This window comes from Chamaesiphon minutus PCC 6605, assembly GCF_000317145.1.
GTDB classification, from domain to species: Bacteria; Cyanobacteriota; Cyanobacteriia; order Cyanobacteriales; family Chamaesiphonaceae; genus Chamaesiphon; species Chamaesiphon minutus.
In genome coordinates this window covers 962949-987539 of the sequence record NC_019697.1, presented here as the reverse complement: position 1 = coordinate 987539, position 24591 = coordinate 962949, and the positions used below count along the sequence as shown (strand labels likewise).

The 24591-nt window shown below is 44.5% G+C and carries 21 protein-coding genes and 1 pseudogene; 17 read left to right on the top strand and 5 right to left on the bottom strand.

Translation table 11 applies throughout. From position 1 onward, the window contains the following. Positions 1–5 precede the first annotated feature (5 nt). The 10 genes from CHA6605_RS36055 (at position 6) to CHA6605_RS35415 (ending at position 14550) form a co-directional block, all read left to right on the top strand. On the top strand, positions 6–4175 hold the full coding sequence (locus CHA6605_RS36055) for a DUF3131 domain-containing protein (protein WP_015158347.1): 4170 nt from the start codon (positions 6–8) through the stop codon (positions 4173–4175). A gap of 108 nt (positions 4176–4283) precedes the next feature. Further along, a complete protein-coding gene (locus tag CHA6605_RS04420; protein ID WP_015158346.1) occupies positions 4284–6290 on the top strand; it encodes a glycosyltransferase in 2007 nt (668 codons plus the stop codon). Between the two features lie 235 nt (positions 6291–6525). Then, a complete protein-coding gene (locus tag CHA6605_RS04415; protein WP_015158345.1) occupies positions 6526–8745 on the top strand; it encodes a glycoside hydrolase family 2 protein in 2220 nt (739 codons plus the stop codon). Further along, entirely contained in the window at positions 8742–10460 is a 1719-nt protein-coding gene (locus CHA6605_RS04410; protein WP_015158344.1) for a glycoside hydrolase family 9 protein, read from the top strand. Before CHA6605_RS04415 ends, CHA6605_RS04410 begins: the two co-directional genes overlap by 4 nt. 116 nt (positions 10461–10576) lie before the next feature. Then, positions 10577–11164 (top strand): heme NO-binding domain-containing protein, encoded by a 588-nt coding sequence (locus tag CHA6605_RS04405; protein ID WP_015158343.1) that lies wholly within the window; start codon positions 10577–10579, stop codon positions 11162–11164. A gap of 55 nt (positions 11165–11219) precedes the next feature. Beyond that, positions 11220–12467, top strand: a complete 1248-nt coding sequence (locus CHA6605_RS31255; protein ID WP_015158342.1) for an ATP-binding protein — start codon at positions 11220–11222, stop codon at positions 12465–12467. A gap of 40 nt (positions 12468–12507) precedes the next feature. Further along, positions 12508–12876 (top strand): response regulator transcription factor, encoded by a 369-nt coding sequence (locus tag CHA6605_RS04395; protein ID WP_015158341.1) that lies wholly within the window; start codon positions 12508–12510, stop codon positions 12874–12876. Positions 12877–13013: 137 nt separating this feature from the next. Continuing rightward, positions 13014–13811: an anti-sigma factor antagonist gene (locus tag CHA6605_RS31250; RefSeq protein ID WP_015158340.1), complete on the top strand. Its 798-nt coding sequence runs from the start codon at positions 13014–13016 to the stop codon at positions 13809–13811. Between the two features lie 216 nt (positions 13812–14027). Next, positions 14028–14312: a GntR family transcriptional regulator gene (locus CHA6605_RS35420; protein ID WP_232432183.1), complete on the top strand. Its 285-nt coding sequence runs from the start codon at positions 14028–14030 to the stop codon at positions 14310–14312. Next, positions 14287–14550, top strand: a complete 264-nt coding sequence (locus CHA6605_RS35415; RefSeq protein ID WP_051038686.1) for an FCD domain-containing protein — start codon at positions 14287–14289, stop codon at positions 14548–14550. The genes CHA6605_RS35420 and CHA6605_RS35415 overlap by 26 nt, the downstream gene beginning before the upstream one ends. Positions 14551–14772: 222 nt before the next feature. Here the strand turns inward: CHA6605_RS35415 and CHA6605_RS04380 are convergent, their stop codons facing one another. From CHA6605_RS04380 to CHA6605_RS31235, 3 genes are all read right to left on the bottom strand, one after another. Further along, entirely contained in the window at positions 14773–15192 is a 420-nt protein-coding gene (locus CHA6605_RS04380) for a hypothetical protein (RefSeq protein ID WP_015158339.1), read from the bottom strand. A gap of 91 nt (positions 15193–15283) precedes the next feature. Then, positions 15284–16741: a uracil-xanthine permease family protein gene (locus CHA6605_RS04375; protein WP_015158338.1), complete on the bottom strand. Its 1458-nt coding sequence runs from the start codon at positions 16739–16741 to the stop codon at positions 15284–15286. A 192-nt stretch (positions 16742–16933) separates the two neighbouring features. Next, positions 16934–17362: a hypothetical protein gene (locus CHA6605_RS31235; protein WP_015158336.1), complete on the bottom strand. Its 429-nt coding sequence runs from the start codon at positions 17360–17362 to the stop codon at positions 16934–16936. 779 nt (positions 17363–18141) lie between these two features. On the opposite strand from CHA6605_RS31235, the gene CHA6605_RS04365 reads away from it, so the two are divergent. Both CHA6605_RS04365 and CHA6605_RS04360 read left to right on the top strand, forming a co-directional pair. After that, positions 18142–18927, top strand: coding sequence for a YoaK family protein (locus CHA6605_RS04365; protein ID WP_015158335.1), 786 nt, complete (start codon positions 18142–18144; stop codon positions 18925–18927). Between the two features lie 12 nt (positions 18928–18939). After that, positions 18940–19173, top strand: coding sequence for a hypothetical protein (locus tag CHA6605_RS04360; protein WP_015158334.1), 234 nt, complete (start codon positions 18940–18942; stop codon positions 19171–19173). A 59-nt stretch (positions 19174–19232) separates the two neighbouring features. On the opposite strand, the gene CHA6605_RS04355 is transcribed toward CHA6605_RS04360, so the two are convergent. Together CHA6605_RS04355 and CHA6605_RS04350 are read right to left on the bottom strand one after the other, a co-directional pair. After that, positions 19233–19511, bottom strand: coding sequence for a hypothetical protein (locus CHA6605_RS04355; protein ID WP_015158333.1), 279 nt, complete (start codon positions 19509–19511; stop codon positions 19233–19235). Positions 19512–19714: 203 nt separating this feature from the next. Beyond that, a pseudogene (locus CHA6605_RS04350) lies at positions 19715–19891 on the bottom strand (allophanate hydrolase-related protein); the annotation flags it as partial. A 226-nt stretch (positions 19892–20117) separates the two neighbouring features. Here CHA6605_RS04350 and puuE point away from each other — a divergent pair. The 5 genes from puuE (at position 20118) to CHA6605_RS04325 (ending at position 24506) form a co-directional block, all read left to right on the top strand. Further along, the gene (puuE, locus tag CHA6605_RS04345) at positions 20118–21032 is read left to right on the top strand and encodes an allantoinase PuuE (RefSeq protein ID WP_015158330.1); all 915 of its coding nucleotides are present in this window, start codon (positions 20118–20120) and stop codon (positions 21030–21032) included. Positions 21033–21082: 50 nt separating this feature from the next. Next, positions 21083–22243 carry an FAD-dependent urate hydroxylase HpxO gene (gene hpxO, locus CHA6605_RS04340; protein WP_015158329.1) on the top strand — a complete coding sequence of 387 codons (1161 nt, stop codon included), beginning with the start codon at positions 21083–21085 and terminating at the stop codon, positions 22241–22243. Between the two features lie 5 nt (positions 22244–22248). Next, positions 22249–22611, top strand: a complete 363-nt coding sequence (gene uraH, locus CHA6605_RS04335) for a hydroxyisourate hydrolase (RefSeq protein WP_015158328.1) — start codon at positions 22249–22251, stop codon at positions 22609–22611. A gap of 49 nt (positions 22612–22660) precedes the next feature. Next, positions 22661–23179: a 2-oxo-4-hydroxy-4-carboxy-5-ureidoimidazoline decarboxylase gene (gene uraD / locus CHA6605_RS04330; protein ID WP_015158327.1), complete on the top strand. Its 519-nt coding sequence runs from the start codon at positions 22661–22663 to the stop codon at positions 23177–23179. A gap of 61 nt (positions 23180–23240) precedes the next feature. Beyond that, positions 23241–24506: a Zn-dependent hydrolase gene (locus tag CHA6605_RS04325; protein WP_015158326.1), complete on the top strand. Its 1266-nt coding sequence runs from the start codon at positions 23241–23243 to the stop codon at positions 24504–24506. Positions 24507–24591: the final 85 nt, after the last annotated feature.

Below are 24591 nucleotides of genomic sequence, written 5' to 3'. Positions count from 1 at the left end.
ACTAAATGTGGATCGATAAGTTTCATTCCCACCAACCCAAATGGGTAAAATGGACAGCACTATTTCTCGTCGGAATTAGCCTGCAATTTGTGTTGCAATTTTTTCCGCCCGAACCAGTCATGGCACAAAATCAAGCTGCTAAACCCAGCATGTGTGAGTCAATCGTCGCTCCACTCAGCCCTGAAGAAGAAGATTACGCCAAAACTGCTTGGCAGTATTTTCAAGCCAATTATCAACCCGATACTGGATTTGCCAACTCGACAGGTGGATATCCCTCTGGCACCCTCTGGGATTTGGGTAATTATCTGATGGCAATGAATGCTGCTCGATGGTTGAAGCTGATTCCGCAATCGGAATTCGACCAAAAAATGAATAAATTTTTAACCACTCTCAATAGCTTGAAGCTATTTGAGGGCACTCTACCAAACAAAGTTTATAACGCCAAAACCGCCGAAGTGGTGGACTATGCAAATAAACCTACCCCACGCGGGATCGGCTGGTCTGCTCTAGATATCGGGCGGATGCTAGCCGCATTTCATGTGATCCGAACTTGCCATCCTCAATATGATGGTTGGCTCAAGGGCACACTCGCTAAATGGCAACTAGCAAAATCAGTCAAGGATGGTGACATGTATGGTGCAATGGTTAAACCTGACGGTAGTACGCTGTTAGTTCAGGAAGGGCGACTCGGCTATGAAGAATATGCGGCTAGAGGCTATGAATTGTGGGGCTTTAAACTACCTAAAGCCCTATCTCTTCAACCATTTAAATTTGTCGATATTTATGGTATAAAAATACCTGCCGATACTCGTGACTATCAAAGCACGAATGCAAATAACTATGTCGTCAGTGAATCCTATATTCTCGACGGGATAGAATTTGGATTGCAGGGGGAAATCGGCGATTATGCGGCGAGACTCTTAGAAGTTCAAAAACGCCGCTTTGAAGATACAAAACAATTAACGGCTGTATCTGAAGATAATATTAATAAGCCGCCATACTTTATCTATAATACGGTTTATTCTAACGGTGTCCCTTGGGCGGCAATTACCGAAGAAAATAAGCCCATTCCCGAATTCCGCAGCATCAGTACCAAGGCTGCTTTTGGGTGGCGGTATTTATATCCAAATCATGAATATGCTAAACAGGTTTTTGATGCTGTCAAAGGTCTTAAAGATCCAAAAAATAATGGTTTTTATGCTGGACTCTTTGAAGCAACCAAGGAACCAAATACATCTTTAACTGGAAACACTAATGGACTGATTTTAGAAATTCTTTATTACAAAGCCAGAGGCAACCGTCCCTTAATTAGCGGGAGTGCGCCAGCCACCGCTATTGCCACCTCAACGCCAGCGAGTACGCCGACCGCCACTAAAGCAAATCCGCTCATAGCTGCTGCACCTGCTACTCTCATCCCGTCTGTGGGCAATCTCCAGGCAACTACCTGTCCTCGTCCCAGCAAACCTTTGAGTGTGCCCGAAAAGCGTTACGCACAAGCTGCTTGGCGATACTTTGAGGTGAACATGGAAGCCACGGGGCTACCTAACGATCGCAATTTTATGAAAGGCTCGACGCTGTGGGGGTTGGGTGATTATCTGGCTGCCGTCCAATCAGCACGGTTGTTGGATGTGTTAACAGACAACCAATTCGACACTCGCATCCGCAAGGTATTGGGAATGTTGCCCAAAATTGCCCTCTTTACGGGCGAATTGCCAAACCGAAGCTACAATAGCCAGTCGATGCAACTGGTGGACTATGGCAACAATCCTACACCCGATGGCACGGGCTGGTCGTCGTTGGATGTGGGACGGTTGTTGACAGCTCTATATGGCTTAAAAACTTGCTATCCCCAATATACCAATGCGATCGAAAAAATTATCCTCGATTGGTCGTATTTGCGGGTGGTACGCGATGGTTCGCTCTATAGTTCGATCGTCAAGCGAGATGCCAATGGGCGAATGCTGACGCGGGTGGAGCCAGAAACCCGACTGGGATATGAAGAGTATGCCGCCCGTGGATTTCAGCTCTGGGGATTCGATGTGCATAAATCGGCGGTAGGCGGACAGTATCAGATGGGGTCGCTTGAAGGTTTTCCGGTACCAGTCCAACGTGTCAAATCGAAAGAAACTTCACTAGAGAACGGCAAAACTGTTACCAACCCGTTTTTCCTCTATGGCTTGGAGTTTGGTCTAGATCCACAGATGCGAGCATTGATCGTACCACTGCTCAAAGCTCAAGCAGAACGCTATCGGCGCACCAATATCTTGACTACTGCTACTACCAACGCGATCGAGTCTAAACCGTACATCCTGCATAGTACCGCGATCGGGAAAGGTCGATCGTGGGAAACTCTCAGCGATGATGGTAAATCGCTGCCGGATCTGCGGTTAATTAGTACTGCTGCGGCAATTGCTTCCTATGCGTTGTTTCCCGAAGATCCCTATGCACTCGAACTCTGGCGAGCGACTCTCGATCTCTACGATCCTTATAACGGCTATTATGAGGGCTTTTATGACAAAACGGGGAGGACTGTTATAACTTATACCAGTAGTACTAATAGTATGATTCTCGAAGCTCTGTTGTTCAAATCAGTCGATCGAAAATCGCTGATCCGTCCTAATACGGACATGAATAGCCCCTGGTGGCAAGCTGTGTCGGCTGGTACGGGACAAGGTTTACCACGTAAAGTTGGTCAAACCGCAGAATTTGTAGCAGAAATCAGTGGAAGCTATTGGATATCATCTACACCTAGCGTCGCTACTGCTGTTGAAGTGTCGTTGATTCCGCCACCGCCACCACCGCCACCACTACCAAAACCAGGCGATCCTTTACCCCCTGGATCGCTACCACCACTGAGCGAGGAGCAGCCCTTACCGCCTGGATATCGAGAACCACCAGCAGAAATTGTACCGCCACCGCCACCGCCACCACCCGTCCTTCCACAATCCCCTAAAGTGGTGAAAGTCCTACGACAAGTAGATCGAAAACCGCCACAGACAAAACAAAAAATCCCAGAAACAAACCAATCATTAAAAGACTTAGATAAAATTGCGGCTAAAACTGCTTGGAAATACTTCGAGCAGAACTTAGTAAAGCAAACGGGGTTTGTCAATTCTGGCGACAAATATCACTGGACGACTTGGTGGGATCAAGGCAGTGCCATTCTGGGCATTCACGCCGCCAGACAGCTAGGCTTAATGCCCCCAGATCGCTTCAACCAGTGGGCGCAAACTTTTCTCTCCACTCTAGAGAAAATGCCTTTACCCAGTACGAGGTTACCAAATAAAGCTTATAGCACCACCACCGCCCAAATGCGAAAGCTCAATGATACGCCCGACCCTCAAGGGCTAAGCGGGTGGTCGGGATTGGATGTCAGTCGATTTTTGCTGGGATTGTACGTTTTGAGAACTAAGTATCCAGAATATACCGATCGAGTCAATAAAATAGTCGCGCGGTGGGATCTTCAGAAACTAGTTAAAAACGGTCAGATTTATGGCGGGATTCCAACATCAAAAGGCGTAGTTAATTACTTTCAAGAGGGACGATTGGGTTACGAGCAATATGCTGCTAGAAGTTTGCAATTATGGAATTTACAAGCTGCTGAAGCATTAGAAAAACCGCCCATAGAAACAATTACAGTAGATGGCGTTCCCTTGCAGGTCGATCGACGAAACATCAAAAATTCTGGAGCTAGTAACTACCTTACCAACGATCCTTATCTGTTGTGGGGACTAGAACTCGGCTGGACAGAGGCAGTTAAGCCTCAAGTTCAAAACTTATTAAAAGTTCAAGCCCAACGATTTGAGCGTACTGGAATTTTAACTGCGGTGAATGAAGACTCAATTCAAAGACCGCCCTATTTTCTTTATTATAGTGTTTATGTCAATGGCAAAAATTGGGAAGCTATAACCGACGGTAATAAATCTTATCCGAATTTAAAATTTTCCAGCACAAAAGCAGCTTTTGGCTGGAGCTTTCTGATGCCAGAGGATACTTATGCTCGCAGATTAAGAGCGATCTTTCAAACCTTAAAAGACCCCAATCGCGGCTACTTTTCGGGACTATATGAGAATCCAAAATTAGGTAAAAATAAGGCGATCGATCTCAATACTAATGCTGCCATTTTAGAAGGATTGCTGTATCGATCGAGAGGCAATAAACCGATCGTTTTTTAATGAGCGACCTCTCGTTTTTCCCTCCCAGAAGGGGCTGGGGGTGGGTTCCGGATCTGGAGATTTAAACATAAATTAATTTTCAAAAATTAATCATTATTAGGGTAACAAATGATGAATACATCTACCGTCGAGCGACAATCAAATTTTAAGGGTAATTCTCAATCTCGCTTGAGCAAACGAACGCTGTGGTTCCGCTACCTCGCCGAAATCAATCTAATTTTTGGAGCTTGGTACCTCTACTGGCGGATATTTCACTCTCTCGATCTCCAAGCTCTATGGTTGGCAATTCCCCTCTTAATCGCCGAAATCTATAGTTACATCGGTGGAGCCATGTTTACGATCGGATTGTGGCGACCCCTAGAGCGACAAATCAAGTCATTACCCGATCTAAATCCACCGCTACCTGTGGCAGAATGGCCGACAGTAGACGTGTTTATCACTTGCTACAATGAACCCCCCCAAATGGTCGAGCAGACGGCTAGGGCGGCTCTAGCCATCGATTATCCTACTACTAAATTGCGAGTATACATCCTCGATGATGGCAACTCAATGGAAATGCGAACCCTCGCCCAGAAGCTCTGTTTGGAGGATTTACAGTCAGAATTACTCAAAGCTCAAGCCCAGCGAATTAGATCGGAACGTCTAGAACTGCGCGAACGACTAAGACAGATTCGCGAATTAATGGTAGATACCCAAGCCGCCGATACTTTCGTCGCGGCTCTCCCAGCACAGAGCGAACCAAATACATCCGTTCACGAAGTGTGGGCTTTGCCCATTCGCTTTTTGCAAGTCTTTCACCAAGTGATGACTCTTACCCACGGCGGACATCAGAGCGTCCGAGAGCAACTAGTTATCCAAGAGCAAGAACTAATTACGGCGATTAAACAAAAAGAGCTAGAACTAACTGAAATTACCCGTTGCCGCTACATCGCTCGTCCTAAACCAGAAGGGAAAGCCCATTATGCCAAGGCTGGGAATATCAACTACGCTATTTTTGCAGGAGATACTACTGGAGAGTTTATGCTCACTTTGGATGCGGATCATATCCCCAAACCACAAATTCTCAAGCGGGTTTTACCCTACTTCATTAATTACAATGTTTGGACTGGTAGGTACGACAGCAATCGCATCGCCTTAGTGCAAACGCCTCAAGACTTTTATAATATCCCCCCTGGCGATCCTTTCGGACATCGCGCTCACCTATTTTATGGCCCGATTCAACAGGGTAAGGATGGTTTAAATTCAGCTTTTTACACGGGAACTAATGCCATCTTGCGGCGCGAAGCACTAGTCAGTGTGGGGCTGAAATATTTTACCCAAGCAGTTTCTAAAAACAAAGATTTACTCAATGATTTTACACTCATTGGCGGGATGTCGAGTAGCAGTATTACGGAAGATATGAACACCGCCATGCGGTTGCACGGAGCCGGATGGAAGTCAGTTTATCATCACGAACTCCTTGCCGAAGGATTGGCTCCCGACGATCTCGCTTCTACTCTCCAGCAGCGGCTGCGCTGGGCGCAGGGGACAATTCAGGTCTTAGTCCAAGAAAATCCGTGGACTAAACCCGGACTGAGTTTCTGGCAACGGCTCCAGTATTTTCAGACGATGTATAGTTATTTTTCGGGCTTTGCGACTGTTATTTTACTCGCTTGTCCGATTATTTTCTTTTTTACGGGCATTACGCCGATTCATACCTATGGATCGGATTTTATCGTCCATTTTGCTCCGGCGTTTATTGTCAATCGGTTAACTTTTGTGATGGTAACATGGGGAATTCCCGCACGAGAAGTCTGGAGAGCAGAACAATATACGATCGCGTTATTTCCCCTGTTTATTCAAGCAGTATTGAGTGTCTTCACTAAGCGATCCATTAAATTCAAAGTCACACCCAAGGAACGACAATCGGGGATTTATCTCAATTTAGTCATGCCCCAACTGATTGTCTCTGGGTTGACCATTTTGGGGATACTTTATGCTCTAGTTAGGTTGGCGATGGGTACTTTAACTGAGGTGCCATTATATGCAGTTAATGCTGGATGGTCGCTCTATAATCTCTTACTGTTGTCGGTGATTATCCGCGCCGCTGTTTGGCAACCGAAGCGGGATAGATAGATGTATAGGGTTCTGATAAATTGGCGGGGCTGGTTTATGCTGTTAATCTTCGGTGTAACGATCGCATTCATCCAAAAAAGTAGAGCTATCAATTAATAATATAGTAAGTGTCATTATAAATTTCCAAATATCCGCTCAAGGAATTAGATCGATCGTGAATTTTAACTGGAAATGTTGCTTGTCTTCTCTAATCCGACGATTCCCACTTGCTCGATCGATTTGGATATTGATATTCATGATTGGCATAAGTTTGACGATCGCAATTCATCCGAATTCTACAGTTGCTACTCAGTTAGAAACCAAACTAAATTCAACTATTCCAGCCTCAATTCCATTAGATGGTGAATGGAGATTTGCTTCTGGTCATCTCCAACCAGATAATGCTTATCAGTCCACATTTAACGATCGCAATTGGCGATCGATTCAAGTTCCTGGTAATTGGTTTCTCCAAGGGCAAGATCTATCTGGAGTCGTTTGGTATCGCCGACATTTTCAGATCGATCGATCCTTAAAAGGCAAAGTTATTCAGCTTGTATTTGATGGCGTTGACTATACTGGCGATGTGTGGCTCAATGGTCATTATCTAGGATTTCATGAGGGCTACTTTCAACCGTTTAGATTTGTCGTGTCCGATCTTCTAAAATATAATGGTGATAATATTTTAGCAGTCAAAGTAAATAGCCCAGTTGAAGAACCCGAAAAAGTTTGGTCTTTGCACAAACGGCTAATCAAAGGCGTTTTAAATCATCACGATACAAGACCAGGTGGTGCGTGGTCTGTACGCGGACAAGAACAGAATACAGGTGGAATTTGGGCACCTGTATCATTACAAATCTCAGATAGAGTCGCAATTATCCAACAACAAGTTACCCCAGAATTAGATCCTCGTTACCAAAATGGGATTGCCCATATCGATCTAACTATTATCAATCCCACGCCAAAACCACAAACAGTCAAACTAGGCCTACAACTTCAACCTGCCAATTTTCAAGATTCGCCAGATTTACCCATAGTTCGGGAACAGATCTTACAACCAGGCAGCAATCAGATTGCTATTAATATCCCCAAAACCGCTCCGCATTTGTGGTGGACGTGGGAACATGGCAAACCAGACTTATATAGAGTCAAAACTGAGATTCTCAGTAAAAATAAATTATTAGATCGATCGAGTACCACATTTGGCTTCCGCACGATTCGCCTCAATCCTCAATCTCAAGTATGGGAATTAAATGGGCGGCGGATTTTCTTGCGCGGTACTAATTACATTGCTTCTCAATGGTTGAGCGAAATGACGAGAGCTAAATACTCGCTCGATCTCAAATTAATGCAGCAAGCAAATATTAATAGTATCCGCGTTCACGCGCATATTGAAGCCGCAGAATTTTACCATTTATGCGACGAGATGGGGCTATTAGTCTGGCAAGATTTTCCCTTGCAATGGGGTTATAGCGATGCTTCAGAATTTGTTACCGAAGCAACGCAACAGGCGAATGATATGGTGACAATGCTGTATAACCATCCCTCAATTTTTACCTGGAGCATTCACAACGAACCGCCGTGGGATGCAACCTGGATGAAAGATAAATATCGCGATTACAATCCCAAACAAAATCGCGCTCTCGACGAGACAATTTACAATAGTCTCCGCTCCCGCGACTCTACCCGTCATCTACATCTGGCCTCAACCACACAAGAACACCCCTGGCACGGCTGGTATTCGGGAAAATGGCAAGACTATGGCAAGGCTACTAAAGAACCCTTAATTACTGAATTTGGCGCGCAGGCATTACCCAATCGAAGTTCGCTAGAAAAAATATTTACAGCAGCCGAACTATTTCCCGATACACCAGCCAAATTAGAGAAGTGGAAATATCATAATTTTCAACCTCACGAAACATTCAATTTGGCGAAAGTGCCAATGGGTAAAACCGTAGAAGAATTTATCGACAATACCCAACAATATCAAGCCCAACTGACTCAATTTGCAGCCGAATCTTACCGAAGACAGCGATATCAGCCCGTGAGTGCAATTTTTCAGTTTATGTTTGTCGAAAATTGGCCGTCAATTAATTGGGGAATTGTAGACTATTGGCGACAGACAAAGCCAGGGTATGAAATGTTAAAACGTGCTTATCAACCAATTTTGCCAAGTATCATTTTGCCAAAACAACAGTGGAAAGTTGGTGAGTCAATTCCGATCGAACTATGGCTGATTAACGATCTGTGGAAATCAATGCCTAATTCTCAACTCACATATATATTAAAACGCTCGAAAACTATTATCAAGCAGGAGTCAATTGCGATCGCTATTACCCCCGATAGTAGTAAACAGATCGAAAACCTAAAGCTCTCAAATTTGGAGAGTGGCAATTATCAGTTGTCAGTTATAGTTACCGATTCACAATCAAAATTATTGGGCGAAAATAGTACTGTATTTGATGTAATAAAAACATGACAAGATCTCATCGTCTATTAATTATCCTCATCAGTGCATTTTTCCTGGTAATGGCTGGTGGCAATTTGGCTCGATGGCACGCCACCGAATCAGCTAAAATCGTCATCAATCAAGTAGGTTATTTACCCAATAGCCCCAAAGTTGCCTTTCTAGTCAACAGTGGCAATACACAGCGACAAATTGAGTTGATAAATACTGTCAATCGACAGACGGTGCAAGTCATTACTCCCAGTCAGCCAATTCGCGATCGAGATAGTAACGATCGATTACAAACTATTGACTTTAGCCAGATCGAACAAACTGGTAATTATTTCCTGCGAGCTGGATCGATCGAGTCTTATCCGTTTACGATCGCGTCTGATGTTTATCAGAAGCCAGTAATTAAGATGCTGCGCTCCTATTATCTTCAACGCTGTGGAGTCGAGATCGGCGATCCGGTTACAGGCATTCGCCATGCGCCCTGTCATCTTCGTGATGGTGCCATCGCCCACAAAGATGCTATGAATTCAGCCGGGAAGGTAATTTCAGCCACAGGCGGCTGGCACGACGCGGGGGATTATGGCAAATATGTCAGCACCACCGCCATTACCGTAGGCAGACTATTGAGCCTATATGAGAATGAGCCTAAAGCATTTCCCGATCGCCAATTAACTATTCCCGAAAGCGGTAACGGTATCCCCGACTTACTCGATGAAATGCGGGTGGGATTGGATTGGATGCTGTCCATGCAGCGATCGGATGGGGCGATTTATCGTAAACTATCTGGTAAAAAGTGGCCGCCAATTGTCGCACCAGATCGAGATACTCAACCCCGCTTTATCTATGGTATTTCTACCCCAGAGACGGCGAAATTTGCCGCAGCAATGGCGATCGCTGCACGGGTATATGCTCCTCTCCAACCCCAACAATCTACCCTCTATCTGAAGGCAGCTCGACGGGCATGGGATTATTTACAAACCCAACCAACCATGAAAGTAGATTGGGTAGATGGTGATGATAGCGGTTCGGGTAAATATCTTACTTCAGAAATCGATACCGAACCGAGCCTAAAAATCGATACAGACGATCGATTATGGGCAGCAGCAGAACTATTTATTACGACCAAAGAAAGCCAATTCGATCGCTATTTTCTTCAGCACTTACCCAGTGACTATACTCTATTTGAGTGGAAAGATCCGTCCGCGCTAGGAATGGTGAACTATCTGAGTGAAAGTGCAACTTCCCCAGCCAGCGAGATTAAACTAAAGATCGCCCAGCAAATCCTCAACCGAGCGGATGCACTTGTCAAAAAAGTCTCAACAAGTGGCTATCGTCTAGCAAATCAGCGGTTTATCTGGGGATCGAACAAGATGACGGCTACAGAGGGGCTAACGCTCATATTAGCTTATCGCATGACCGATGGGACTGCCTACCGCCAAGCCGCGATCGACCAAATTGATTATTTACTCGGGCGCAACCCTTTTAACCAGACATTTGTGACTGGCATCGGTACCCATCCGGTACGGCATGTCAATCATATCTTTGCCCGCGCTCGTAAAATCTCAATTCCTGGTTTATTGGTAGGTGGTGCTAATAATGGTGCCCAAGATGGGATCGCGCCTAAAAATCGGGGGCTACTGAGCTATGTGGATGATGAAAAATCCTATGCCACGAATGAATATGCCATAGATTACAACGCCGAGCTAATTGCGCTGATGAGCATGGTAGATCGGTAGCAGGATAAAGGGGTAGCTGGGAGCTGAAAGCTGATGGCTATTAGCTGCCGAATGTGGGTACTCTAAACAGGAGATGGATTAAATACATATTCACTTTCGATAAGGAGCGAGTGCTGATGTTTGGATTGGTGAATAAAGGCTTAGAAGATATGATTTGCAGCCAATATGGGGAAGAAATCTGGGAAAAAATTAAGTCCAAGGCAGAAGTGGAGATCGAAGCCTTTATTAGCATGGATTCTTATCCAGATGACATCACCTATCGACTCGTCGATGCGGCTAGTGTCGTGATGGCAATGCCTGCAACAGATATTTTAGAGGCTTTTGGTAGATATTGGCTGCTCTTTACTGCCACTGAGGGGTTTGGATCGCTGATGGAAATGGCAGGTGATAATTTACCTGAATTTCTCCAAAATCTCGATAATCTACATGCCCGTGTGGGACTGAGTTTTCCCGAACTGCAACCGCCGAGCTTTTTATGTTCCCATCTCGAAGCAGAATCGCTCAAGTTACACTACTATTCCGAGCGACCTGGCTTAACGCCAATGGTAGTAGGAATGCTCAAAGGTTTAGGGGAAAAATTCGATACTGATGTTGATATTCAGCTTACCAATAGTAAAGATCGAGGTAACGACCATCAAGAATTATCCATCTCCCATAAACTCAAATGCCCATTCAAACCATTGTTCAACATTAATAATAATTAATCGAAGCTTACATTCCATATTATTTTACTAGCGGTATCAGACAGGTCATGCCACAATGAGTTTTTCCGAAAATGTCACCCTCGCTGAATATGTATCGACACCAGATTTCTCACCACTTCCTGATGTCTTTGCCACCATTTTTCCATTTTATATTGTCTTAAATCGCGATCTGGAAATCATTCATATTGGGCCTGTCCTCAAACGGTTATATCCAGAAATTTTAAAATACAAGGACTTTAAAGAACACTTTGAGATTAAACGTCCTAACGTAGTTACCAATTTTGATTCTATCCGCGCTCATCCTAGATCCCTTTTCTTATTAGAATCAATTAAAAATCGGATGCAACTCAAAGGACAGATCGTTTATGTCGATTATGAAGAGGTAATCCTATTTTTGGGTTCGCCGTGGATTACCGATACAAATGCAATGGCCGATTTCAATCTCAAAGTATCGGACTTTGCCCTGCACGATCCTGTCGCTGACTTCTTGTTTTTGCTTCAAGCCCAAAGTACTTCTCTAAAAGATGCCAAAAGGTTAGCAGATAAGCTAGCCAAACAAAAGATTGAAATCCGCAAGGCATTGATTCAAGAGCAAGAATTAAACGAGCTAAAAACTCGATTTATCACTACAGCATCTCATGAATTTCGGACACCTTTAGGTATTATTTCCTCATCTACTGGGTTACTTGAAGACTACGACCACAAACTCGATCGACCCAAAAAGCTCAAGCATTGGCAACGGATTCAATCTGCTGTCAAGCATATGACTACACTGTTAGAAGATATTTTATTAATTTATCAGACAGATGCGGGTAAACTAGAGTGCAAGCGATCGTCATTCGATCCGATCGCTTTTTGTCACGAATTAATTGAAGAAATAGAAATTAGTAGTAATGCCAAAGGCCGCTTCGATTTAACTATCAATTATGCTGATGCTAATAGCGATACAGGACAGGAGTTTACGGTATTTATGGATAGTAAGCTAGTTCGTCAAATTCTAACTAATTTGCTCTCTAATGCTATTAAATATACGTTAAGCGATAGTCAAGTTCGATTTAATATTACTTTTACTAGTCAAACAGTTACGTTCCAAATTACCGATCGAGGAATCGGCATTTCCGATGAAGATCGAGTGCGGCTGTTTGAATCATTTCATCGCGGTAGCAATGTCAGTAATATTCCGGGTACGGGCTTAGGTTTATCAATTGTCAAGAGATGTGTAGATCTTCATGGTGGCACGATCGACCTCACGAGTGAAGTAGATGTTGGCACGACATTCATTGTCAATTTACCTTTAGGTTGAACGTGACATTTCTATCCCCTATTCCTTATTATCTAATTTTATGACGACTATTTTAGTAATTGAAGATGAACGTGATGTTCGCGAGAATTTACAGGAAATCTTAGAAATGGAAGATTTCGATGTATTAACTGCTGAAAATGGCAAAGTTGGCTTGCAAATCGCGATCGACAAACAACCTAACTTAATTATTTGTGATGTGATGATGCCCGAACTCGATGGTTATGGTGTCATTTCCGCTCTCCGTCAAAATCCGCTTTTTACTACCACTCCATTTATCTTTTTATCTGCAAAAGCTACAGATGAAGATCGGGAAAAGGGTCTAAAGTTAGGTGCGAATAACTATTTAACTAAGCCATTTACCCCTAAAGAAATTTGCAAAGCAATTGAGTCGATCCAGGTCGATGAATAATAATTCCCATTATATTCATTGATTTTAATATACGATCGATATCTGGCTTTTAACTCTCATTTTAGCTATTTACAATATCCTGGCTTTACATAAATAACGATTTCAACTTTACAAGGAATAAGCTCTTTCAAATTATAATGACTACTATATTAGCGATCGAAGATGAAGCTAAAATTCTTGAAAATATTCAAGAAATTTTAGAATTAGAAGGGTTTGATGTTTTAATAGCCGAAAATGGCAGAATTGGCGTGCAATTAGCACGAGAGCATCACCCCGATTTAATTATTTGCGATGTCATGATGCCAGAACTCGATGGCTATGATGTGCTAATTACGCTGCGTCAAGATCCTAATACACTTAAAATTCCGTTTATCTTTCTTTCTGCTAGAGCGACTAAAGCCGATTTCCGTAAAGGTATGTCTCTCGGTGCAGATGACTATCTCACGAAACCATTTACACCTGGAGAATTGCGAGAGGCAATCTCAACCCGATTAGAAAAACAGACAATGATGATAACAAGGTACGCTCAAGAACTCGAACGAGCGATGGGATCGTCCTTAGAAACTGTAACATATAGCCAAAATATGGCTACTGAAACTGTCAATTGTGTTGCTGCACCCGTCAAAGTCATTCAACCTAATGGGGTTCTAGATGTAACTAACTGTAGCCAATTACGGCGAGAGATTGTGGAAACTGCTAATGCTGGTTTTAGTAATGTGTTAGTCGATTGTCAAAATCTCACTTTCATGGACAGCTCTGGATTGGCAGCTTTAGTATTGGCTTCTCAAAAGGTACGCGAAACCAATAGTAGGTTATCTATTTGTTCGATTAATCAGCAAATAGAAATGTTATTTGAACTAAGTAGTATGTATGATATTTTTGAAACTTTTCCTAGTTCTACAGAATTTTATAGCAATTACAATATTAGTAATTAATAGTTAGACATAAGCTCGACTTCATCCATTTTCGATCGTTTCGATTGTAATATCGTGCCCAATGCCCCCTTCTTACCTAAGTCGAGGAATCCCAATCCCAGTTGAAGCGATGGATTAGTACCCCCTTGAGCTAGAGATCTTTCTTCGGTACAATCATTGCCATCCAGACCGTTTTCAGTTAATTTAGGTCTAGTTTTACATCCAGGAACACTTGCTTTGACGTTATCTTCGCGTTCTCTCCAACGACCTCAGTCTCTGCAAGAGCAGGCATATCAAGCCTTGCGTACTGCTATTTTGTCTGGCGATCTGATGCCAGGGCAACGTTTGGTAGAAACACAACTTGCCCAGAAACTCCAAGTGAGTCGCACCCCCATTCGTGAAGCTTTGCACCAACTCCAGCAAGCAGATTTAGTTGTCGAAGAGCGCGGCGTGATGAAGGTTGCAACATTTACGAGTGAGGACGCTCGCAAGCTGTATGAGTGCCGAAGGATCTCAGAATGAGTGGCTGGTATCATTACTCGATCGATTATTCGATAAAATGATTTTGCTCCGTATTCAGACAACGATCGGCAATCCAGCGGTACTAGAAGTTCGCTGGGAGCATCGGCAGATTTATGATGCGATTTTAGCTCGCGATGCCGAGCGAGCTGTTAACGCAGTTCAAGAGCATTCGATCGCCAGTCAAGCACGAGTAGTATCCGAGCTAGAGCAGATTCAGCAATCTCAAAATGTTGGTTAATCGGGAAATTTTAGTACTTGCAACAAACTAATTTGACTAAAATAGATCGCCGCGAATAAAGCCTTGATAATGTTTGGCTCGATTGACGAGGCGATTGTGCCACCATTTGAAAGCACAATCTTTGCCTGTGGGGATGAGATGTGCTGTCACCAGACTCGAATAAAAAATTGGTCTGTTTGAGTCTCGATCGTCGAATTCATAATTGCATCATCTCAGCAAATACTATTTGTTTGACTTCACCTGAGAATTAGCAAGCTCTTCAGGGATGGGTGAAAATATCTCCTTCTTCGTCATAAAAAACTGTCGCTTTTGAGCGGGAGTCATCGAAGTGAAGATCTCCTTTTTCGGTAATGATTTAAATACTGCTGCCAGCTTAGTTTTTTGAGCGGGTGTCAACATTAAGGACTTAAATGCCTTGCGAATACTACCTTTATCGCTAATGACCGTAGTTTCGAGTTGTTTTTGTTGTTCTGGCGTGAGGATATTTTGAATCTGAGGTAAAATTGTCGTTTTCAATTGTTCGATCGCGTCTACTCCCGTCTCAACTGCTGGTGCGGCGATCGCTGGCAATAATAATACCATATTAGTTGCACTAAATACAACAATCAAACTGACTAAAATACCAAGAAAAAATCGTTTCATAGTCGATAGCTCCACTAAAATACAATACTTTAGCAACATTATCTGTTGCGACTCAAACACCGTCAATTAAAATGATTTGGGGCGTTATTTTCTAGCCGTTGGCAATCTCTCTTTCTGCCGATGGTGCCGAATTAGCAGTTGGAGTTTGAGGTAATAACCAACTGAGTAAGATTGCCGTTAAGCCGCCCGTCGAAGTCGCCGAAGCAAACATGTTTTTGATCGGAGCAGGCTGATTATTAAATAACTCTGGTACGAACACTACGCCCAATCCCAGTGCTAAGGAAACTGCAATAATAATTGTCGATCGACGATCTAATTCTTCAGATGCAATAATTTTGACTCCAGCAACAGCGATCGAACCAAACATCACCGTAGTCGCTCCGCCTAAAACTGGCTGGGGAATGGACTGGAAAGCACCACTGACGATCGGCAATAGCCCTAATAGTACCAAAATACCCGAAACAAAGAATCCAACGTAGCGACTGCCAACACCCGTCATCTGAATTACACCTGTGTTTTGGCTGAAGGTAGTAATCGGAAAGGTATTAAGTAATGCGGCTAAAGAGGAGTTAAAGCCATCTGCTAGTACTCCAGCCTTTATTCTACGGATGTAAACGGAACCGGAGATCGGCTCTTTGGAAACCATCGAGGTAGCAGTCAGATCGCCGACAGATTCGATCGCGGTGAGTGGATAGAGAATCAGAAACGGAATCAGCGCACCAATTTCAAAATCCATACCGTAACGAAAGGGGATCGGCACACTGACAAGGGGAAGTTTGGTGAAAATACTAAAATCAACCATCCCCATAAATGCGGAAGCAATATAGCCAATTACTAGTCCAATGGCGATCGCGCCCATCCGAATATATTGATTTTTAGCCAGCGTCAAGATAATCACGATCGCAAATACACCAAACCCCAATGCCAGGTTGGGCGCGTTGGCAAATGTACCGTTCTTTAATGCTGCCGTACCGCCCGCCATACTGGTAATACCTGTTTTGAGCAAACTCAGCCCGATCAGCATCACCAACGATCCCGACACGATTGGTGTCACGACTTTGCTCAGTAGATGCAAAAAGCGACTCAGCATTACATTGGCAAATGCACCAAAAAAGCAAACGCCGAAAATTAGTGATAGTGCTTGAACGGGTGTTTTTCCAGACTGAATCGCAGTGTTACCTACGCCCAAAATCGCACCTAAAAATGCAAAACTCGTACCCTGCAAGCTGAGTAAACCCGATCCCAACGGCCCAAATGTTTTACATTGAATATAGGTGCAGATCCCAGAGGCGAATAGCGACATGCTAATCAGAAAACTAGTGTTCGCCGCATCAATCCCCAAGCTGGTGCAGATAATTAGTGGTGGTGTAACAATACCTACAAATGCTGCTAAAACATGCTGTACCGCTACAAAAATCGACTCAACGACGGGTGGTTTGTCGTACAGTCCATAGATTAGTTCCGAACCTTGAGTGGATAGGCTCGGATAACCTTGAGCTTCAGGTAATTCAGCTTCACTAAAGGTACTAATTTCTTCTCTGCGTGCCATATTTCGATCCTCTCGATCCTAATTTTATATACCGTTGTTTAGACGGTGACTGTACGCAATCTAACTACGATCGATAGCCTTCAATAGTAGTTTGCACAAAAAATAATTTAGCTGTAGCTAGCTTTTTTTTAAATCTGACAATTGTACGATCTCGATAAATATATCGATTTCTGACCATCACCGATCGATAATTTATGATGTTTTAGATTCACTTTTTAAATCTGGCTTTTCTGCTGCTTTAGCTGCTTTTGCTTCGGCTTTGGCTAATTTCTTTGCCTTCTTCGCTTCAGCTTTAGCTAATTTTTTTGCTTTCTTGGCCTCGGCTTTAGCTAACTTTTTAGCTTTTTTCGCCTCAGCTTTAGCAGCCTTTTTCTCGGCTTTGGCTGTTGCTGCTGCTTCCTCACTCGTCGGTTCAGTCAATGTTTTGACTTGTTCTACCAGAGAGGGTTTGGCTTCGGTAGTGGGGGTACCGACATCGGCAAGCAATACGGTATTAGATGGTTTCGATTCAGTTAACATAGAGGCTTGAGCATCAACAGTTTGGATACTTGCCCATATACCGACGATCGCGATCGAGATGGCGACCGCGACACTTAATTGATGAATGATGCGCTCGAGCATATTCTAAATCTCCTGAGTTATATTCTGAAATAACGGGTAATCGCGACCGATTGCGATCGACTAAATATATCGATCGCAATATTTATCGATGAACCTGAATGAGCGTAACATTATGCCCTCGCTAGGGGCATGATTTTCTGCATGTGCCCTCGCTAATCCCCAAGTAGTTGGCCTTCAGCCTGTGTAATTAGACTGCTTCAAGAAACTACCAGTTATGCTTGGGACTCTTACAGCGAAATCATTACAGTCAATATTGCCTTACCAACTATTTGTATACTGTATACGCAATCACTTTTGTATACTGTATACGCAGTTACTTTCTATTTGTGTATCTCTAGCGACGAAACTGAGTTGGATCTATCGATAGACTACTGAGGAGAGCGGAGAATTGAAAGTTTGTTGGATTTGAGGCGGAGATCGACCCACCCCGCCCTCCGGGCAACCCTGTCTTGTCGGTTTTTTTATTCGGAGGGAACCTCCGAATAAAACCGCCGCTCCTGGGCTACGCTGTATACACAAGTCGGATAGACTTCGTTTCTAGATCTGAATCCCCCCTAACCCCCCTTTTTAAGGGGGGAACTAGATCCGGAAGTCCCCCTTTTTAAGGGGGATTTAGCGGCTCCCGTTCGTCGGGTTCCCCGACGGATTAGGGAGACAAGACAGGGGGATTTCTAGGGTTTTTACTTTTATCCAGACTTGTGTATACACCGTAGCCTCCTGAGAGGGGATTTTTCGCTCTCTTGTTATTTGATAAAGTTTGCGAGCCAGGAGCAAAAGAAATGACCGTTATACCGCGTAGTAATGAGATTCCTAGTTTGAGTGCCTTTTTAGTAAGCGATGGCCCAGCCGGATTTTTATTGAGTTGGGTAGCTGGATTTGTCGATACATCAGCCTTTATTATTCTGTTCGGGATTTTTACCGCCCACGTCACGGGAAATATCGCCCTCGCGGGTTCGTCATTTGTCAGCGAAGATGCTGAAACCACGCTGACACGGCTGCTGATGTTGCCCGCTTTTGTGATTACTGTTGCACTTGCGTCCCTGTTGGCGAAATATGCGCGGCACAGAAAATGGTCGGTTTTTGCCGTATTATTGACGGCTGAGGCGATCGCGTTGAGCATTTTTCTAGTTGTCGGGACTCAGCTTTCACCTGCTTTATTACTAGATGTTCAGGAAGAATACATCCTCCCGATCGGGATGTCTGGGGTCATGTCGATGGCGATTCAAAATGCCCTGATGAAGGAGTCCAAAGGTGTGTTTAAAAGCTACATTCCCACCACTGTAATGACGGGGAATACCACCCAACTGACGATCGATGTGGTGCAATATTTGAGTGCAAAATTCGCGACTGCGAGCGAAGCAACTAAATTAGAAGCCGCCGAAGCGATGGAGCGGATGAGTCGATTTATTCCGGTAATTGTCGGCTTTGCGTTAGGAGGACTAGCCGCAGCCTTTTTTGTGTTGGTATCAGAATCCTGGTGGAGTTTGGTCTTTCCACTGGCGATCGTGTCATTACTAGCTACAGCAGCTTATACCGAACACTCCCGCAAATCAACTATTACCTAAATTGACTTAAATATGAATTCTGTCCTCGATCTGCAAACAATATTGGGATTGGCAACGATCGTCGGTTTAGTCGTCATCGGGCGATCGATTTTGAGGATATTTAATGTCGGATTGGGGCTAATTATCTCGATCGTTGTGGTTGTCCTCATCCTTCAGTATGGATTCGATCTCAGCCCCAGAGAGCTATGGTACGAATTTAGCTATCTTCCTCAGAAATTGATGCGATTAGCCAGAAATATAGGGTAGGAGCAATTATGTTAGGGGTAATTCATGAATTACCCCTAACATAATTGCTCCTACATTTGTTAGCTAATTAGTGTCAAAAATCTTTGTAGCGTCTTCGAGGGCGATCGATCTCGTTCATTTACATCCCAACAGCGATCGAGATAATCGATCTGTTGCTCGGTGACTAGTTCGTCAACCAGTAAGGCGATTAACGTTCGCCAGACTCGATCGATCCCGAATTTAAAGCCACCGCGATGGCAAGCGGGATTATCGATCTCATCGGGAACTAGTTCTAGCTGCTTGTAAGTTTCCCACCGATCGCGATCGATTTCATTTTGCTGACGATCTAAATATTTCATTGCGAACCTCCTCAATTTGGTGATTGTAGGAGGCACTTCCAAACCTGTCACCATACATCTTCGCTCAGATCGCTAATGTATGTCCGAATCTTTTTCTGTGCCCTGTGATACTTTTTATTATACTCTGGGCAATCCTGTTGGTAAAGATGTCGATCTACAGATATTTTGCAAATTTATTAGTTATGTTTGGGCGGCGGTTTCTAATCGACTTGATAAATTGCTGGATGCCAGCCATTTTCCGCCGCATGTAACCGATAGAGAGGCTCGGTATTTACGGCGTGGATAAATTTGGCGTTGCCCAAGTTGGCACGATCTGGTTGTCCTCGCAATGCAGAGCCACAGATAAAAACTTGGTGTTTGGCGATTACTGTCTGATTCATACCATTTCTCTCAAGATAATTATGCTAGTTTTGGATTTATTGGCAAGTTAGCCCGATCTTTAACTTATGGCTCGATCGTAATTTTTCTGAGTTGCTGCGGAGATCTACCCACCCCACTGGGCGGGTCACCCGCCCAGCACTCCGCCAGTGAGGGGACTTTACTAGGGGCAAGCTAAAATGCTGTGTACAGTATACAATAAAAATGAGTTATGCTAAAGCGTAATATATGACATCGATCGACTATCCACGAGATTTGGTCGGCTATGGGCGGAGTCAGCCACATCCCCAGTGGCCAGATCGCGCCAGGATCGCCGTTCAGTTTGTAATTAATTACGAAGAAGGTGGCGAAAATTGTATTTTGCATGGCGACCCGGCATCGGAGGCGTTTTTGTCTGAAATCGTGGGTGCGGTGCCGTTTGTGGGACAGCGACACATGAATATGGAGTCATGTTATGAATATGGTAGTCGGGCTGGCTTTTGGCGATTGTATCGGTTATTTACCAATCGACAGATTCCGGTCACGGTCTATGGCATTGCGATGGCGTTGGCGCGCAATCCCGATGCAGTTGCCGCCATGCTTGAGGCTGAGTGGGAGATTGCCAGTCATGGCTATCGGTGGATCGAGTACAAAGATTTTACCGAATCAGCCGAACGCGAACACATGCTTAAAGCGATCGCGATTCATACGCAGGTGACGGGGCAACGTCCTACTGGCTGGTATACCGGACGCAATAGCCCTTATACCCGCAAATTAGTAGTCGAAACTGGCGGTTTTCTCTATGACTCGGATAGCTATGCTGACGATTTACCCTATTGGACGAATGACTATGGCAAACCGCATCTGGTCGTGCCCTATACTCTCGACAATAATGACATGCGATTTGCGACAGCCCAGGGGTTTAATTCGGGCGATCAGTTTTTTGCTTACCTGCGCGATGCCTTCGATGTACTTTATGCTGAGGGCGAAACCGCACCCAAAATGATGAGCGTGGGGCTGCATTGTCGCTTGGTGGGCAGACCGGGACGGGCGGCTGCGTTGGCGAGATTTCTGGACTATGTGCAACAACACGATCGCGTCTGGCTGTGTCGCCGCATCGATATCGCCCAGCACTGGCACCAGTATCATCCACCGAATTTTTAGGCGATGGGGAGACGGAATGATAACCAATATTTCACAGCATAGTATCTAAGATGAACCATCTCAAAGTAATTATTATCGGGGCTGGGATTGGGGGATTGACAGCCGGAATTGCTCTCAAGCAGGCGGGTTATGAAGTGGAGATTTACGATCGAGTCGCCACATTACGCCCTGTAGGAGCGGGAATTTCTCTGTGGTCGAACGGAGTCAAAGTACTGAATCGACTGGGTTTAGGGGCAGAAATTGCCGCGATCGGCGGTGAAATGAATGCAATGACATATCGCAGTAAAACTGGAGAATTGCTCAATCAAATCGACTTGATGCCATTGATCGATCGAGTCGGGCAGCGTCCGTATCCAGTCGCGCGGCGGGATTTACAGACAATGCTGGTAGCCGCATTTCCAGGGGAAGTTCATCTCGACCACAAATGTATTGACTTTGAAGAATACGAGACTGGCGTAACGGCGATCTTTGAAAACGGTCATCGCACCAGTGGCGATTTAATTATTGCTGCCGATGGCATTCGCTCTCAATTTCGCAAACAAATTTTAGACGAACCTGTCGAACCTAAGTATGCGGGGTATATCAACTGGAATGGATTGGTACCCGCCGATGAGCAACTAGCACCGAAAAATACCTGGAGCATCTATGTTGGCGAACACAAACGCGCTTCCCTGATGCCTGTGGGTGACTCGCGCTGTTACTTCTTTTTAGATGTGCCGCTCCCGCCAGATAATTGCGCTACACCAGATAGTTATCGAGCCGAATTAAAGGAGCATTTTCGAGGCTGGGACGAACCAGTCCAACAATTGATCGATCGACTCAATCCCGCCGAAACTGCCCGGATCGCCATTCATGACATGGGGCCGATCGATCGTTATGTCAAAGGACGAGTGGCACTTCTCGGCGATGCCGCTCATGGGACTTGCCCCGATCTCGGACAAGGTGGCTGTCAAGCTCTCGAAGATGCTTGGGTACTCAGTAATTACCTGATTGCGACGAACATCAGCGTACCTGATGCGCTCAAACGTTACGAATCCGAGCGCAAAGAACGCGCAAATGCCGTCGTCGCTAAAGCACGCCAGCGTGCAGAACAAATCCACGGTCGCGATCCTGATGTGACTCAAGCTTGGTATCAGCAATTAAAAAATGAGCCACCTGAAGATGTGACTAGCGCGATCGCTAAAACTATTCTCGGTGGCCCGTTGAGATAAAAAATATGGCTGGTAAATTAACAACCCACGTTCTAGATACAGCCCACGGCTGTCCTGCTCCAGGCATCGAGATTTGCCTCTACTCGATCGAATCTCCAGCAGATAATCGAACCTTAATTAAGCAAGTTTACACCGATCGAGATGGACGCACCGATAAACCCTTGTTAGCCGATGGCGAACTGCAAATTGGAGAATACGAGCTAGTTTTCAGCATCGGATCTTATTTCGAGAAAATTCAATCTGACTTACCAAACCCAGCATTTCTCGATCGCATTCCCATTCGCTTTCAAATTGCCAATCATGAAGTACATTACCATATTCCATTACTAGTTTCGCCATGGTCTTACAGTACTTATCGAGGCAGTTAATTGAGTAATAAATTGAAAAATATTAAATAAATAATCTCGATCGAAGCCGATGATTTATTCTCTTAGTCAACTCAATCAGATGGATCGACCCCAATTTATTCAAGCACTAGGTGAAGTTTTTGAACACACACCTACGGTTGCTTCTCAAGTATGGGATCGACGACCATTTATATCGATCGAACAGCTACATCAACAGATGATGGACGTAGTTTTTAGCTTTGATTTGGGTCAAAAATTGGCTTTGGTTCGCGCTCATCCAGATTTGGGTAGCAAAGTCAAAATGGCAGCAGCATCGGTGCAAGAGCAAGCAGGTGTTGGCCTGGATCGGTTGAGTGCGAGTGAATTCGTCGGTTTTCAACAACTCAATCAATCTTATTTAGAAAGATTTGATTTCCCCTTTATTATCGCTGTCAAAAATCATAGCAAACAGAGTATTTTAGAAGCTTTCGATCGCCGCTTACAAAACTCAGCAGATGAGGAATTAGATACCGCGATCGAGGAAATTAGTCAGATCGCACGGTTTCGATTATTAGCGATTGTCGATCGAGTTGAGAGTCACATCTCCTAACCCATAAAGCTGTTAGTCATTAATATTTTTATCTAAAATTCCCTTATCCCCTGACTTTCGTATGACAATTACATCATCACCGATCTTGAGTGAATTAAAAATCGATGCCGCTAGACTCGATCGCAGCTTACATGAATTAGCTCAAATCGGTAAATTGCCCCAAGGTGGCATCAGCCGAGTGGCTTTTACACCCGAAGATTTGCTCGCACGTCAATTGGTACAGACTTGGATGATTGAAGCGGGAATGACAGTCAGGACAGACGCGGCTGGTAATATTATCGGTCGCTACGAGGGTCTAAATTCCGATGCCGGGGCGATCGCGACTGGTTCGCACATCGATACCGTCCCGACGGGGGGGATTTATGATGGTTGTTTGGGCGTGCTAGCGGGGATTGAAGTAGTGCGGGCTTTACACGATCGAGCGATCCGACTCTACCACCCGATCGAAGTTATTGTCTTTACCGACGAGGAACGTTCGGTGATTGGCTCAAAGGGAATGGCGGGAGAAGTATTAGAAGATGCGATTTATTATGCCCGTCTCGATGGTACGCCGATTCAGGAATGTCTCGATCGCATTGGTGGCAATTGGTCGCAAATTGCTACTGCCAAACGCAAATCTGGCGAGATGGTGGCATTTGTAGAACTACACGTCGAACAAGGCGGTGTCTTAGAATATCTAGACAAGCCGATTGGGATTGTGACTGGAGTTGTCGGACAATACCGATTTGCCGTCAATGTTATCGGACGTGCCAATCATGCTGGCACCACACCGATGAATATGCGGAAAGACGCGCTAGTTGCCGCTTCAGAAATCGTCCTAGCGGTGAATAAAATCGCCTGCTCGATCGATGGCGACCAAGTTGCAACTGTCGGCTATCTCAATGTGTCGCCCAATGCCACTAATACGGTGCCTGGAATGGTTGATTTGCGCATCGACATGCGCGATCTAGCTGAAGAACACTTACAACTGTTGACGGCAAAACTCAAAGCCGAAATTAACATTATTGCCAGAACTACCGAGACGGCAATTTCGATCCAGCAAACGCTCCATATTCGCCCGACATTGGCAGATCCTCAAATTATGAAATCGATCGAAGGCATTTGTCAAAATATGGGTATAGCTTACACCCACCTGCCCAGCCGTGCGGGACACGATGCCCAAGAAATCGGACGGTTTACAGCTATGGGGATGATTTTTGTGCCTAGTCGGGCAGGAGTCAGTCATTCAGCAGATGAATATACCTCTTTTGAAGAATGCGCTCGCGGTGCTAGTATCTTGTTACAAACTTTTCTCCAACTAGACAATCTGGATGTAAAAAGTCGCTAGAAAAGACACGATCGCTCGAAAGGTAGAGAGTCAAATCGTCTCGACGCTCGATAGTAGATCAAGAAGAATAGTTAGTGAAATTGCG

Excerpts from the sequence above, each read along its gene's own strand:
- CHA6605_RS36055 (WP_015158347.1), top strand. The coding sequence starts at position 6 with ATGTGGATCGATAAGTTTCATTCCCACCAACCCAAATGGGTAAAATGG.
- CHA6605_RS04420 (WP_015158346.1), top strand. The coding sequence starts at position 4,284 with ATGATGAATACATCTACCGTCGAGCGACAATCAAATTTTAAGGGTAAT.
- CHA6605_RS04415 (WP_015158345.1), top strand. The coding sequence starts at position 6,526 with ATGATTGGCATAAGTTTGACGATCGCAATTCATCCGAATTCTACAGTT.
- CHA6605_RS04410 (WP_015158344.1), top strand. The coding sequence starts at position 8,742 with ATGACAAGATCTCATCGTCTATTAATTATCCTCATCAGTGCATTTTTC.
- CHA6605_RS04405 (WP_015158343.1), top strand. The coding sequence starts at position 10,577 with ATGTTTGGATTGGTGAATAAAGGCTTAGAAGATATGATTTGCAGCCAA.
- CHA6605_RS31255 (WP_015158342.1), top strand. The coding sequence starts at position 11,220 with ATGAGTTTTTCCGAAAATGTCACCCTCGCTGAATATGTATCGACACCA.
- CHA6605_RS04395 (WP_015158341.1), top strand. The coding sequence starts at position 12,508 with ATGACGACTATTTTAGTAATTGAAGATGAACGTGATGTTCGCGAGAAT.
- CHA6605_RS31250 (WP_015158340.1), top strand. The coding sequence starts at position 13,014 with ATGACTACTATATTAGCGATCGAAGATGAAGCTAAAATTCTTGAAAAT.
- CHA6605_RS35415 (WP_051038686.1), top strand. The coding sequence starts at position 14,287 with ATGAGTGCCGAAGGATCTCAGAATGAGTGGCTGGTATCATTACTCGAT.
- CHA6605_RS04380 (WP_015158339.1), bottom strand. The coding sequence starts at position 15,192 with ATGAAACGATTTTTTCTTGGTATTTTAGTCAGTTTGATTGTTGTATTT.
- CHA6605_RS04375 (WP_015158338.1), bottom strand. The coding sequence starts at position 16,741 with ATGGCACGCAGAGAAGAAATTAGTACCTTTAGTGAAGCTGAATTACCT.
- CHA6605_RS31235 (WP_015158336.1), bottom strand. The coding sequence starts at position 17,362 with ATGCTCGAGCGCATCATTCATCAATTAAGTGTCGCGGTCGCCATCTCG.
- CHA6605_RS04365 (WP_015158335.1), top strand. The coding sequence starts at position 18,142 with ATGACCGTTATACCGCGTAGTAATGAGATTCCTAGTTTGAGTGCCTTT.
- CHA6605_RS04360 (WP_015158334.1), top strand. The coding sequence starts at position 18,940 with ATGAATTCTGTCCTCGATCTGCAAACAATATTGGGATTGGCAACGATC.
- CHA6605_RS04355 (WP_015158333.1), bottom strand. The coding sequence starts at position 19,511 with ATGAAATATTTAGATCGTCAGCAAAATGAAATCGATCGCGATCGGTGG.
- puuE (WP_015158330.1), top strand. The coding sequence starts at position 20,118 with ATGACATCGATCGACTATCCACGAGATTTGGTCGGCTATGGGCGGAGT.
- hpxO (WP_015158329.1), top strand. The coding sequence starts at position 21,083 with ATGAACCATCTCAAAGTAATTATTATCGGGGCTGGGATTGGGGGATTG.
- uraH (WP_015158328.1), top strand. The coding sequence starts at position 22,249 with ATGGCTGGTAAATTAACAACCCACGTTCTAGATACAGCCCACGGCTGT.
- uraD (WP_015158327.1), top strand. The coding sequence starts at position 22,661 with ATGATTTATTCTCTTAGTCAACTCAATCAGATGGATCGACCCCAATTT.
- CHA6605_RS04325 (WP_015158326.1), top strand. The coding sequence starts at position 23,241 with ATGACAATTACATCATCACCGATCTTGAGTGAATTAAAAATCGATGCC.